The organism is Streptomyces sp. NPDC030296 (assembly GCF_055572815.1).
Map to the genome: position 1 here is coordinate 289,486 of NZ_JBVICQ010000004.1, position 12,320 is coordinate 301,805.

The window sequence follows — 12,320 nt, forward strand, 5'->3', positions numbered from 1 at the left end:
CCCCGCCGCCGGCCCGGATCACTCGTGGGCGGGCTCAGTACGTGTCGCGGTACCGCCGCAGGATGTCGCGGGTGCGCTCCGCGGAGGCCGCGTGCGCGGCCATGTGGTCGAGGACCTCCAGATGGAGGGCGACCTCACGGCGCGAGTCGAGGTAGAGGGCGCCGGTGAGGTACTCCGTGTAGACCATGTCCGGGAGTTCCGGCTCCGCGAAGCGGAAGAGGGCGAACGGGGCGTACGTGCCCGGATGGGGCCCGGCGGCGAACTCGGCGACCTGGAGGATCACATGGTCCTTCTCGGTGATGTCCAGCAGCCGGTCGATCTGGTCGCGCATGACCTGGGAGCGGACGCTCACCGGCCGTCTGAGCGCCGTCTCGTCCATGATCACCCACAGGTGCGGCGGGTGCTCGCGGGTGAGGAGCTTCTGCCGTGCCATGCGCAGCGACACATGCCGTTCGATGGTGTCGGGCCCGGTCTGCCCGAGGGTGCCCGCCTCCATCACGGCCCGCGCGTACTCCTCGGTCTGGAGCATCCCGGGCACGAAGTGCGGCTCGTACTGCCGGATCAGATGGGCCGCGCCCTCCAGGCTCACATACAGGCTGAACCAGTCGGGCAGCACATCGTGGAACCGCTGCCACCAGCCGGGCTTGTTCGCCTCCTCGACGAGCTTCACGAACGAGGCCACCTCGTGCTCGGCGACACCGTACGTGGTGAGCAGGACCTGCACGTACGGGATCTTCAGCGCGACGTCGGCGGTCTCCATGCGCCGCACGGTGGCCGGGGCGACCCGCAGGACGCGCGCGGCCTCCTCGCGCTTGAGCCCGGCGGCCTCGCGCAGTTCCTGGAGCCGTCTGCCGAGCACCACCTGACCGACGGTGGGCGCGGGCCGCCGCTCACTCACGCCACGCCTCCCCACGCGCCGAAGTACGCGTCCAGTCTGTCATGTTCGGGTGCACATCTCATGAGGTCGAGCGGAACGGGCAGCCCCCGGTTCCGGTTCGACCGCGACGACGCCGTGGCGGAACACGACACGGCGACCCCAAAGAGTAAAGGACGCTTCCGAAGAGTGAGCAACGGTTCCCCAGCGTGACATCCGTCATGGCCCCCTCCGAAGCCGCCCGCCCGGCATGACCTCCGAGGTAATCGACCGCCGCGCCCCGTACCCGGCAAGGTGAGGGCAGCGGGTTCCGGGCCGGCGCACTCCGGCCCGGGGCCCGGCCCCGGCGGTCCGCACGGCCGCCCCCGGCCGCCCGCTTCCCAGCCGACCGACTCCACCTCGACGGAGGGTGATGCCCCATGTCCGCGACCCCGCTCGCCGCTCTCGCCCGGACGACCGACCCCCGGACCATGCTGCGCCGCTTCCTGGCCGCGGACGCCGCCGTGACCGGGGTGAACGGGCTCGCCTACCTCCTCGCCGCCGGGCCGCTCGGCCGGCTCCTCGGGGTCGGCCCGGGCCTGCTCGCCGCGCTCGGCGCCTTCCTCACGGCGTACGCGGTGGGCGTGGCCCTGCTCGCCGCGCGCGGGCGTCCGCCGGTGCGGCCCGTGCACGCGGTCGTCGAGGCCAACCTCGCCTGGGCCCTCCTCAGCCTCGTCGCCCTCGCCCTGTGGCTCACACCGAGCACGGCGGGCGCGGTGTGGACGGTGCTCCAGGCGCTGACGGTCGCCGGGTTCGCGGCGGCGCAGTACACCGCCCTGCGGGCAACCGTTGACTGACCGACCGTCACATGGACAGTGACTGGAGGTACTTGACCGTCGCCGGGTCGGCCGGGAGGAACGTCTCGATGGCCAGCTCGGCCACGGTCACGTCCATGGGCGTGTTGAACGTGGAGATCGACGAGATGAAGGACAGCACCCGGCCCGCGTGCTCGATCCGCATCGGCAGCGCGAAGGACACCCCCACCTCCTCCTCGGGCTCCTCGTCGGCCGTGCCGGGCGGCAGCGGATACGCCGCGACCTCCTCGTACAGGGCGCGCAGCGGCTCCGAGCGGCGCAGGGCGATCTGGCGTTCCATCTGCTCCAGCAGATGACCGCGCCAGGCCCGCAGATTGCGGATGCGAGGCGCCAGGCCCTCGGGGTGGAGGACCAGCCGCATCGCGTTCAGCGGCGGCACCAGCAGCGACTCGGGGACGCCGTCGAGCAGCATCGCGATGCCCCGGTTGGCGGCCACCACGCGGTACGTCGCGTCGAGGACCAGCGCCGGGTACGGCTCGTAGCCCTGGATCAGGCGCTCCACGCCCTCGCGGAGGGCCGCCATCGACGGGTCGTCCAGCGAGGTCTGCGGGTAGCGGGGCGCGTAACCGGCGGCCAGGAGCAGCGCGTTGCGGTCCCGTACGGGCACGTCGAGGTGCTCGGCGAGCCGCAGCAGCATCTCCTCGCTGGGCCGGGAGCGGCCGGTCTCCACGAAGCTGATGTGCCGCGCCGACGAACCGGCCCGCAGCGCCAACTCCAGCTGGCTGACGCGTCGTTGTTCCCGCCATGCCCGCAGCAGAGGGCCGGCTCCCCGGTCGGGAGGGGTGACGGGACGACTCGTGGTGCCGGACGGGACAATGGTCATACGTCAGAACGTAGCCGAGGCGATCGAGGAGTGGCGCGTGTACGACCCGTGGAACCCGTCCTGGGAGGCGACGGCGGTGTACCGGGCGCGGGTGCGGGGTTGCCTGCTGGGCGGGGCGGTCGGGGACGCGCTCGGCTACCCCGTCGAGTTCGCCTCGCTCGCCGTCATCCGCTCCACGCACGGCGACCGCGGGGTGACCGGCCTCGTCCCGGACGTGGACGGCGCGGTCGGGCGGGTCAGCGACGACACCCAGATGACCCTCTTCACCGTCGAGGGGCTGCGGCAGGCGCACGAGCGCGCGCGCCTCAAGGGCATCGAAGGGGCCTGGCCCCAGCTGGTCCGGGAGGCGTACGGCCGCTGGCTCGACACCCAGCGGCAGCCCGGCCCCGGCCCGCGCCCCACCTCGGGCCTCGCCGCCCTGCCCTGGCTGTACGCCCGCCGCGCCCCCGGCAACGCCTGTCTGTCCGGCCTCGCCCAGGTCCACCATCCCGACCCGGCCGCCCCGCTGGGGAGCCCCGGCCCGGTCAACCCCGAGTCGAAGGGCTGCGGCACCGTCATGCGCTCGGCGCCCTTCGGGCTGGCCCGCGTCCCGGCGGAGGCCGCGTTCGGGATGGCCGCCCGCGCCGCCCGGATGACGCACGGGCACCCCACCGGCGGGTACGCGGCGGGCGCGCTCGCCGCGATCGTCGCCCACCTGGTCGCCGACGAGTCGCTGGAGGGCGCCGTCCTGCGCACCCTGCGGCTGCTGTCCCGCCACCCCGGACACGAGGAGACCAGCAGGGCCCTGAACCGTGCCCTCGACCTGGCGGCCGAGGGCGCCCCCACGGCCGGGAAGGTCGAGTCGCTCGGCGAGGGCTGGGTCGCCGAGGAGGCCCTGGCCATGGGCGTCTACTGCGCCCTCGCCACCCACAGCGTCAGCGAGGCCCTCCTCCTCGCCGTCAACCACTCAGGCGACAGCGACTCCACCGGCTCCATCTGCGGCAACCTCCTCGGCGCCCACTACGGCGACCACGGCCTGCCGCACGACTGGCTGGCCGCGACCGAGGGCCGCGCCGACATCACCGTCCTGGCGGACGACTTCGCGGCGGAGAGCGTACGGAAGTGACGGCCGGGGTTCGGATCCGTCCGGACCCCCAGGGCGTGCCGCCCGGCCGAATGCGTACGGCGTCCGCCGTCCCCGTGCGGTGTGACCAGGACCGCGGCGGCCCTGCTGTGGCACGCTGAGAGGGACCGCACGTCATGGAGGGGACGTCACGGAAGGAGCGGGCCATGCCCGTCGAACCCTTGTCGCAGAAGGAGATCGAGGACCGGCTCGCGGAACTGCCGGGCTGGTCGCTGGACGGGGACCGGATCGCCCGCACCTACCGGCTGGCCTCGCACTTCGCGGCGACCGCGATGGTCGTGCACATCGCCCGCACCCAGGAGGAGCTCGACCACCACTCCGACCTCACCCTCGGCTACAACACCGTCTCACTGACCGTCCACACGCACAGCGCGGGCGGCGCCGTCACCGAGAAGGACTTCGAACTGGCCCGGCGGGTGGAGGAACTCGCCCCGGGCCACGGGGCGAGCTGAGCCGGTGCTCGACTACGACAAGGAGGCGGGCGACTACGACGCCCTGCGGGGCGGCGAGCCCCGCGCCGAGGCCGCCGCCGACGCCGTACTCGGACTCGTCCCCCGGGGCGCGCGCAGTCTGCTCGACGTCGCCTGCGGCACCGGCATCGTGACCCGGCGGTTCGCCGCCGCCCGCCCCGGGATGCGGGTGACGGGCGTCGACCTCACCACCGCGATGGCGCGCCGGGCCGCCGCCCGCCTCCCCGGTGCGATCGTCCTCGGCGACAGCCGCCGACTTCCCTTCCCCGACGACGCGTTCGACGCCGTCACCAGCGTGTGGCTCCTCCATTTGCTCGCGGACCCGGACGACGTTCGAAGGGTCGTCGGCGAGTGCGCCCGTGTGCTGCGTCCGGGCGGTGTGTACATCACCACCGTCGACAAGGGGGCCGCCCACAACGTCGGCAGCGACATCGACGCCGTCCTCGCCACCCGCCCCCGCAGCCCGGCCACGGACACCTCGGCGGCCGTCGGGAAGCACGCCGACGAGCACGGGTTGCGCCCCGCCGGCGAGGCCCGCTTCCCGGGCCGCGGCCAGGGCCGCAGCCCCCGCCGCGCTCTCATGGACCTGCGCCGAGGCTGGTTCGTCACGCTCCCGCCAGGTGATCCCCTCGCCGACGACTTCGCCGTACGCCTCGCGGCCCTTCCCGACCAGGACCGGCCCCGCCCGGACCCGGAGTTCTCGCTCCGGGCGTTCCGCAAGAGGTGACCCGGGCCGGCGGTCAGGTCACCGCCGGCCGCCGGAACTCCATGGTCCAGTTGGTCAGCCAGGTCTCCCCGCCGTCGAGCGAGAACGCCTGCTCCCAGCGGGCGGTGGTCGCGGACACGCCGGACCACACGAACCGCACCCGGAGGTCCTTGCCGTCGTGCGTGTCGTCTCCGTGGAACTCGCCCGACCGCCCTCGAACCGGCCGACTACCGGCGGGAACAGCCGCCCGCTGCGGCTGGACGACCAGTTCAGCGACCACACGCGGGCCTCCGGGTCGAACAGCCGCAGCGTCAGCCCCTTCGACCCGAGGTGCGGCAAGTCGATCTCGTCGATGTTCGCCGCCCCGTCGGACGGGGGCAGGCAGCGGCTGGTGGCGGGGAACTCCTCCCAGTCGCCGTCCGGGTCGAGGAAGTCGGTGCGGCGGCGGTGGCGGACCTCCCACCCGCCGTGGAAGAAGTCGAAGTCGTGTGGCCCGCTCATGCCCGGCCCCCGGTGGTTCCGGCGGGCAGGGGAGAAGCCAAGTAGGCGTCCAGATCAGGGAGTTGTGGTGCGAGCATATGGCGTACCCAGGCGTCGCGTTCGGGTGCGATCGGCGGCAGCTCCCAGACACAGCCGATCCACGGCCGCCCGGTGGCGACGAAGCGCGCGGGATCGCGGTCGGGGCAACCGAGGACGGGCCGGCCCGCCGCCGCGCCCCCGAAGTGCAGGACGTTGTCCCACACCCAGCAGCGCGACTTCCACGACCGGCTGCACCGCGCCGAGGCCGTCGTCCGCCTGGCGCCCGGCACCCGACTCACCGGCCCGCAGGGACGCGCGGTGGAAGAGGGCGGCCGCCTGGACGACGACGGCTGGACCCGGGCCACCGTCCCCGTCGAGTCCCTCGACCGGGCCCACGACGACTTTCTGCGGCTCGGCAGCGCGGTGGAGGTCCTGGAGCCGGCCGAACTGCGCGAGCGCATCGCCCGCACGGTCACCGAACTCGCCGCGAGATACGGACCCGTGGGCGGCAACTCCGGTGCGCCCGGCCGCGACTGAGGAACCCGTCTGTCCTCCCGGGAGGTACCCGGTGCGGCCTGCGGTGGCGCACCGGCCACAGGGAGGCGCCGACCGGTCCGCCCGCCGGCGGCACCACCCCGGAGGGGCTGGCGTACACCTACGAGGCCAACGACGCCTCCACCCCCGGCGCGCCCTGACCGGCATGACGACGTAGACACGAACGGATGTATTTTCGGCCGTCCTGGTGACGTCGGCCGTTCCGGGCGGGATCATCGTCCGGCCCGCCCCGTCCAGCACGCCGTCACCTCCAGGGCAGCGGCCGAGAAAGACCGACGATGACCTTGTCCCGTGTCGTCACCGCCGCACCGGCGATCATCATGCTCGTCGCCGCCACGGTGATGCTCCTGTGGTGGATCCGGCACCGTGACGACGAATGAATGAGGGCGCGCGCCGTGACCGGCGCGCGCCCTCGTCGCGTCCCGCTCGGGTGTCAGGTCACCGTGCAGGACTGGTCACCGAGCCGGAAGGCGGTCGGTCTGCCGTTCGTCCCCGACCAGCTTCCGGTGAAGCCGAAACTCACCGACGATCCCGCCGCGACATTCGCGTTCCAGGCGATGTTCTTCACCGAGACCGCCGCACCCGACTGGGTGTGGGCCCCGTTCCACAACTGCGTGACACTCTGGCCGTTCGGGAAGGACCAGTTGAGGGTCCAGCCCGACCAGGCGCCGGTGCCCGTGTTGGCCAGCCGCACATCGGCCTGGAAGCCGCCCGACCACTGGTTGGTGATCTTGTAGGTCACCGCGCAGGCGCCCGTCGGCTGCGGTTCCGGATCGGGATCCGTGCCGCCGCCCGTGTCGGAGGTGTCGCCGTAGATGACACCGCGACCGTTGGTGGAGAGGTACACCCGGCCGTAGACCCGCGGATCACCCGTGATCGCCGCGCCGGTCCAGCCCCACTGATGGGCGTCGTCGTTGATCCGCGTCCACGTGGCGCCCTTGTCCGTCGAACGGAAGATGCCGCGCGTCCCGCCGATCCTGGCGCTGGTGTACAGCGTCTGGTACGAGGCGCCCGCGGCCGCCTTGCCGAAGCCGATGGTGTCGGCCTGCGCGACGTTCGACAGCTTGGTGAAGGTGGCGCCGCCGTCGGTGGAGTGCCACAGCCCGTACGCGCCGCCCGTCTCCCCGCCCGCCAGCCACACGTCGCCCTTCGTGCCGGGCAGCGCCTTGAAGCGCACGCTGTCACCGCTCGGCAGGCCGCTAGCGTTCGACGCGGTGAAGGTCGCGCCGCCGTCCGTGCTCACGTAGAACTTCCCGGACTTGAAGCCGTAGAAGGTCTTCGGGTCGACCCGGTCGGACTCGACGATCGCGCCGGACGGTATCCCGCTCGACTCCTGCCACGACGTTCCGAAGCCCGTGGTGTACCGCACGCCGGTGCCCGCCGGGCTCCACACGAAGCGGCTGCCGTCCGCGCCGGCCGCGACCGTGCCGCCGCCGCTCACCCCCGACGGATCGGTGCCCGCGAACCAGTTGGCGCCGTTGTCCGTGGAGAACGCGATGTGCGGCCCCGAGTCCAGGTTCCCCACCCGGACCACGGTGTTCGGGTCGGTCTCGGCGAAGTCCAGACTGGTCGTCGTCGTGAAGTTCGGCTGGGTGAACATCATCGACGGGACCTTCGTCAGATCCGTGTGCCGGAAACCGCCGATGTCACCGAGCGCGCTGAGCAGCGGGGCCCCGGACGGGGGAGAGGCGAGGTCGTTGACGGCCGTCTCCTCCAGTCCCCGCACCATCGGCTTCACGGTGAACTTGGCGCCGCTGTCCCAGTTGGTGAGGTTCTCGGTGCCGTAGATCGTCGCGCCCGTCCCGTACATCATGCGGTTCGAGTCGAACGGGTCGATCTCCAGCGACTCCGTCATCCAGCCCAGCTTCGGCGTCTGCTCCGGCGGCGACGGGTTCGCGCCCCACGTCAGCCACGGCGACGACGAGACGTCCATGGTGAAGCGGTTCTCGCGGTTGGGGTACGAGGTGTAGTCCCACGCCCTCGTCCAGGTCGCGCCCTTGTCGGTGGAGCGGAAGATCTGGGTGTCCGGCCACCAGGAGCTGTACGCCGTCGCCATCACCGTGCCCGGCTTCTGACGGTCCACCGTGAGTCCGCTGAAGCCGTAGTGCGTGTCGGCCTCCGCCACCGGGCTGATGTTGGTCCAGGTCCCCGTCGCCGTCGCGTACCGGTAGAGCCGGCCCTTGCCGCCGTCGTACGGGCCGCCCGTGTCGCTGTACGCCACGTACAGATGGCCGTTCGTCGCGTCCAGGACGCCCTTGTGGGCCAGTTGGCCGGTCGGTTGCCCGGCCACCCGTGACCAGGTCGCGCCCGCGTCCGTCGACCGGTAGACCGCGTTCTCCTTGTCGGCGACACCGACGTAGATCGTCTTCGTGGCGGTGCCCGCGCCGCCCGTCGACTCGTCGAAGGTGACCCAGACGATGCCCTGGTTGTCGCTGGAGTACCCGCTCGTGTCGGAGGGGTCGGCCACGTAGTCGCCGACGTTCGGGAAGTTCGTCACCTGCGACCAGGTGGCCCCCGAGTCCGTGGAACGCCACAACCCCTTCCCGCTGGGCGCCCCCAGATACAGCACGCTGTTCCTGTGGGGGTCCACCGCGAGCCGCTCACCCATGCCGCGCCCCGGCATGTTCCCGCCCAGTTTGAACGGCAGATTCGCCCTCTGCCAGCTCGCCCCCCGGTCGGACGAGCGGTAGATCGCGCCGTTGCCCGGGTCCCAGCTGTTGGTGTAGGTGCCGGCCGCCACGTACACCTTGTTCGGGTCGACCGGGTCGGAGGCGAGGCTCACCACACCCGTGTGCCCCCAGTCGTCCCAGCCGACGGAGTCCAGCAGCGGCGTCCACGTCTTCGACGACTCCACCCAGCGGTACGCCCCGCCGATGTCCGTGCGGGCGTACGCGAGGTTCTTCTCCTTGCGGTTGAACACGATGCCGGGCACGAACCCGCCACCGTCGATGCGGGCGTTCTTCCACGTGTAGGTGTCCGCGGCGATCGACACCTTCTCGCCGGCCCGCTCGGCTTGCTCCGCCTGTCCGGCCCGTTCGGCGGCCAGCGCGGGTGGGGAGCCCGCGAGGAGACCGGCCGCGAGGGCCAGGACTGTGGTGAGGATGCGGGTTCTTCGCACGGTGAAGTCCTCTCCGGACGCGTGGGGGAGGCGGATGGACGGCGGCGTGAACGGCCGGGCGGCCCCCTGTGCGGGTGGGGACCGCCCGGCCCAGGTCCTGCCCCCGCCGGAGCGCAGGACCTCGTACCCGGAGCTTCAGCGGGGACTTATTCGAGGAGCTCCGCGTACGCACCCATGGCCAGTGCGATGTCCGCCTGGGCCCAGAACCGGTGGTACGTGAACGACGGCGCGGCGCCACCCGCCAGATACGCCTCGATCTTCGACCAGGCCGGGTCGTCCTCGTAGAACGACCGGATCGACTCGAACGTCGACGACGAGTTGATCGCGTCACCGTTCGGCATCGTGCCCGTCCATCCGCTCGGCACGTACACCCGGTCGTCGAACCGGTTGTAGTCCGTACGGGTCTCCGGGACGGCGACACCGAGCCCGTCCTGGTAGTGCTCCCACATGCCGTCGAGCAGCGCCTTGGCGACCCGGGCCGCGTCGGCGTCACCGGAGCGGTCGGCGTAGTACGTCAGCGTCTTGGCGTAGGAGCCCGCCACGCCGACGTCGTCGGTGTAGTCGGCGACGGTGACGTGCAGCCCGCTGTTGGAGCCGGGGCTGGACGGGTTCCAGGTGTTCGGGGCACCGGACCACTGGAGCGTGGAGGGAATCCGGTACGTCCCGTCGGGGTTGATCGTGGTCTTGGACAGCGCCCAGTCGACCCACTTGTCGAGGACCGTCTTCGCGGCGGCGTTGCCCGTCTGCTGGTAGTACTCCGCGACCCGCTCCATGGACCACGTCTGGAAGCCGAACCACTGGTTGGACGGCGGGTCGTGGTACACGGGCTTCTCGTCGTAGTACATGCCGTAGAAGGTCGGCGTCCCGGCCGGGGGAGTGGCGTACCGCCCCGCCCAGCTGTTGGTGGCGCCGCCGGCGATCGCGCCCTCGTCGGACTGGAGCCAGCGGTAGAACTCGATCTGCCGGTCCAGGGACTTGGCCCAGTCCGCCTGCCCGGTCGCCGACTTGGGCTTCAGCGGGGCGTAGTTGGCGAGGGCGTACGCGGCGAGCGGGTTCTGGTAGCCGCCGTGCGCGTGGCTGGAGCCGATGCGCCAGGCCCAGCCGGCGTTGGTGTCGGTGGCGCCGCCCCACGCGTAGTACCAGGAGAGCAGGTAGAAGGAGGCGTCCTTGCCGGTGCCCGCGGGGCAGGTGGTCGGCCCCACGCAGTTCCCGACCTTCTTGAAGTACTTGTCGTACATCGCGTAGCGCAGGTAGTCGCCCATCTTCGCGGCCTTGCCGATGGTCGCGGAGACGTCACCGCCCTTGCCCTGCTGCTTGGCCCACACGTCCGCCCAGTACGCGGCCTGCACGGCGCGCGCGTCGGCGTCCGGGGCGTTGGTGAACTTCCACTGCTTGGCGTAGGAGGCGTCACGGGTGAACAGGTCCAGGTACCCGTTCCTGCCGCCGTACTTGAACTGGTCGCAGGTGGGCTGCGGGACGGTCTCCCACACCGACTCCTGCGGTCCGCGCTGGAAGGTGTTGATGTACGACGGGCCGGTGTCGGCCGGACCGGCCTCGCACTTGCCCGGCGAGTTGCCGTAGCCGTAGACGTTGTCCACGTCCTGCAGCCAGTGCATGCCGTAGATGTCGTCCGTGTTGTAGGCGCTCTTCAGCTCCGCGGCGATCGGGTCCGAGCCGACCGAGACCGACGTGTTGAGCTGCGCCGGGTACTCATTGGGGGTGTCGTGCTCGGGGGCGTACGTCGCCGGCTTGTTCGCCGTGTAGAAGGAGTTGGTCGGCTGGTCGGCCTTGGTGGGGATCATGTACTTCTCCATGATCTCCCAGGCGCCGTTGAACTTGGACCAGTCGCCCGTGACCTTGCCGTACATGGCCTGGAGCCACAGGAGGTAGCTGTACGCCTCCGAGGTGGTCTCATGGCCGTGGTCCGGCGCCTCGACGATCAGCGTCTCCACCGAGTGGTACGGGATGCCCTCGGGGGAGAAGTAGCCGTTCGCCGGGTTGGTGATCTTGCCGTAGAGCTCCAGGAAGCGGGCGTCGTACACCTTCGACGCCGCCAGCTGCGTCACCGTCACCGCGCCCTTGGCGTGGCCCGTCGCCGTCGACTCGAAGACCGCGGCACCCGTGCCCGAGGAGTCGGCCGTGACGGTCACCTTCTGGGCCGTGTTCCAGTTCTGCGGCGTGAACGTCAGCGACGCGCCACCCGTGACCGACAGGCCCGAGTTGCCGGAGGCCCGCGCGGTCGTCACCGTCACATTGCCCGACGGCCGGGTCGAGAGCTTCACGTCGTACGTGCCCGTCTTGCCCTGCTGCACGCCCAGTTGCGTCGGTGAGACCACCACCGCGGGTCCCGAGGCGACCGTGATGCCGACCGGCGCGGAGTCCGCCGACGCGCCCAGGCTGTCGTACGCCTTGGCGACCAGCGAGTGGCTGCCCACGGACAGACCGGTGGCCGAGAAGGTGTACGGCGAGGTCGTGTCCGTGCCCAGCAGCCTGGTGTCGTCGTAGAACTCCACCTTGGTGACGGTCGCGTTGTCCGCGGCCGCGGCGGTGGCCGCCATCGGCACCGGGTCGCCCTGCGAGTACGTGGCACCCGCGGTCGGGCTGGTCAGCACGGTGATCGGCGGCTGGTGGGCGCCGACACACGCGGTGCCGTTGATCGCGAAGTTGGTCGGCGCGGTGTTCGTGCCGCTGTAGGTGAACTGGGCGCCGGTGCTCACCGCGCCCCCGACGGCGATGGTGCCGTTCCAGGACGCGTTCTTCGCGGTCACCGTCTTGCCGGACTGCGACCAGGTGCCGCTCCAGCCGCTGGTGAGCGTCTGGTTGCCCGCGTAGGAGTACGTCAGAGTCCAGCCGTTGATGGCTTCGGTACCCCGGTTGCTGAGGGTCAGCTCGGCGGTGAAGCCCGAGCCCCAGTCATTGGTCTTGTAGTCGACGTTGCAGGCCACGGCCGCCGCGGCGGCGGGGGACGATCCCGTGCCCAGCATCGTCAGGGGAAGAGCGAGGGCCGCGACCACGGCGGTCCACAGGCGCCGTGCGGTACGGCGTCCGCGTCTGGGGTGCATGCTCTGGTTCCTTCCGTGCGGCTCTTACGAAGGTGGGGGCGGAGCAGCAACAACAAGCCTTGAACCAGTGGGAGCGCTCCCATATTGAGGAGAGGGGTGCAGGCGGTCAAGGTGCTTGAAGAGTCGAAAAGATTCGACGACGGGCGACGAGATTTGTGGCGGGCAATAACGCAACACCCCTGTCTTTTACCGTCGCTTGGCGCTACCTTCACCAGC

General features: G+C 71.4%; 9 protein-coding genes and 2 pseudogenes. 5 read left to right on the plus strand and 6 right to left on the minus strand.

Translation table 11 applies throughout. The annotated features are described in order from the left end of the window. Nucleotides 1-34 precede the first annotated feature (34 nt). Nucleotides 35-898 carry a helix-turn-helix domain-containing protein gene (locus ACZ4Z3_RS13255; protein ID WP_468501058.1) on the minus strand — a complete coding sequence of 288 codons (864 nt, stop codon included), beginning with the start codon at nt 896-898 and terminating at the stop codon, nt 35-37. 395 nt (nt 899-1,293) lie between these two features. On the opposite strand from ACZ4Z3_RS13255, the gene ACZ4Z3_RS13260 reads away from it, so the two are divergent. After that, nucleotides 1,294-1,710, plus strand: a complete 417-nt coding sequence (locus ACZ4Z3_RS13260; protein ID WP_468501059.1) for a hypothetical protein — start codon at nt 1,294-1,296, stop codon at nt 1,708-1,710. A gap of 7 nt (nt 1,711-1,717) precedes the next feature. Here the strand turns inward: ACZ4Z3_RS13260 and ACZ4Z3_RS13265 are convergent, their stop codons facing one another. Next, nucleotides 1,718-2,551 (minus strand): helix-turn-helix domain-containing protein, encoded by an 834-nt coding sequence (locus tag ACZ4Z3_RS13265; protein WP_468501060.1) that lies wholly within the window; start codon nt 2,549-2,551, stop codon nt 1,718-1,720. Here ACZ4Z3_RS13265 and ACZ4Z3_RS13270 point away from each other — a divergent pair. The 3 genes from ACZ4Z3_RS13270 to ACZ4Z3_RS13280 all read left to right on the plus strand — a co-directional run bounded on the left by ACZ4Z3_RS13270 (nt 2,544) and on the right by ACZ4Z3_RS13280 (nt 4,871). Continuing rightward, the gene (locus ACZ4Z3_RS13270) at nt 2,544-3,656 is read left to right on the plus strand and encodes an ADP-ribosylglycohydrolase family protein (protein ID WP_468501061.1); all 1,113 of its coding nucleotides are present in this window, start codon (nt 2,544-2,546) and stop codon (nt 3,654-3,656) included. The genes ACZ4Z3_RS13265 and ACZ4Z3_RS13270 overlap by 8 nt on opposite strands. A 164-nt stretch (nt 3,657-3,820) precedes the next feature. Next, entirely contained in the window at nt 3,821-4,126 is a 306-nt protein-coding gene (locus tag ACZ4Z3_RS13275) for a 4a-hydroxytetrahydrobiopterin dehydratase (protein ID WP_468501062.1), read from the plus strand. Between the two features lie 4 nt (nt 4,127-4,130). Next, nucleotides 4,131-4,871: a class I SAM-dependent methyltransferase gene (locus ACZ4Z3_RS13280; protein WP_468501063.1), complete on the plus strand. Its 741-nt coding sequence runs from the start codon at nt 4,131-4,133 to the stop codon at nt 4,869-4,871. 13 nt (nt 4,872-4,884) lie between these two features. Here ACZ4Z3_RS13280 and ACZ4Z3_RS13285 read toward each other — a convergent pair. Further along, nucleotides 4,885-5,351 (minus strand): annotated as a pseudogene (locus ACZ4Z3_RS13285) (hypothetical protein). Beyond that, nucleotides 5,348-5,596: pseudogene (locus tag ACZ4Z3_RS13290) on the minus strand (hypothetical protein); the annotation flags it as partial. The pseudogenes ACZ4Z3_RS13285 and ACZ4Z3_RS13290, both read right to left, overlap by 4 nt. Between ACZ4Z3_RS13290 and ACZ4Z3_RS13295 the strand changes: the two are divergent. Continuing rightward, nucleotides 5,502-5,906 (plus strand): WYL domain-containing protein, encoded by a 405-nt coding sequence (locus ACZ4Z3_RS13295; RefSeq protein WP_468501064.1) that lies wholly within the window; start codon nt 5,502-5,504, stop codon nt 5,904-5,906. The pseudogene ACZ4Z3_RS13290 and the gene ACZ4Z3_RS13295 overlap by 95 nt on opposite strands. Before the next feature lie 451 nt (nt 5,907-6,357). Here the strand turns inward: ACZ4Z3_RS13295 and ACZ4Z3_RS13300 are convergent, their stop codons facing one another. Continuing rightward, nucleotides 6,358-9,042: a cellulose binding domain-containing protein gene (locus ACZ4Z3_RS13300; RefSeq protein WP_468501065.1), complete on the minus strand. Its 2,685-nt coding sequence runs from the start codon at nt 9,040-9,042 to the stop codon at nt 6,358-6,360. A gap of 146 nt (nt 9,043-9,188) precedes the next feature. Then, nucleotides 9,189-12,104, minus strand: a complete 2,916-nt coding sequence (locus tag ACZ4Z3_RS13305; RefSeq protein ID WP_468501066.1) for a glycoside hydrolase family 48 protein — start codon at nt 12,102-12,104, stop codon at nt 9,189-9,191. Nucleotides 12,105-12,320 lie beyond the last annotated feature (216 nt).

Excerpts from the sequence above, each read along its gene's own strand:
- ACZ4Z3_RS13260 (WP_468501059.1), top strand. The coding sequence starts at position 1,294 with ATGTCCGCGACCCCGCTCGCCGCTCTCGCCCGGACGACCGACCCCCGG.
- ACZ4Z3_RS13305 (WP_468501066.1), bottom strand. The coding sequence starts at position 12,104 with ATGCACCCCAGACGCGGACGCCGTACCGCACGGCGCCTGTGGACCGCC.
- ACZ4Z3_RS13265 (WP_468501060.1), bottom strand. The coding sequence starts at position 2,551 with ATGACCATTGTCCCGTCCGGCACCACGAGTCGTCCCGTCACCCCTCCC.
- ACZ4Z3_RS13275 (WP_468501062.1), top strand. The coding sequence starts at position 3,821 with ATGCCCGTCGAACCCTTGTCGCAGAAGGAGATCGAGGACCGGCTCGCG.
- ACZ4Z3_RS13270 (WP_468501061.1), top strand. The coding sequence starts at position 2,544 with ATGGTCATACGTCAGAACGTAGCCGAGGCGATCGAGGAGTGGCGCGTG.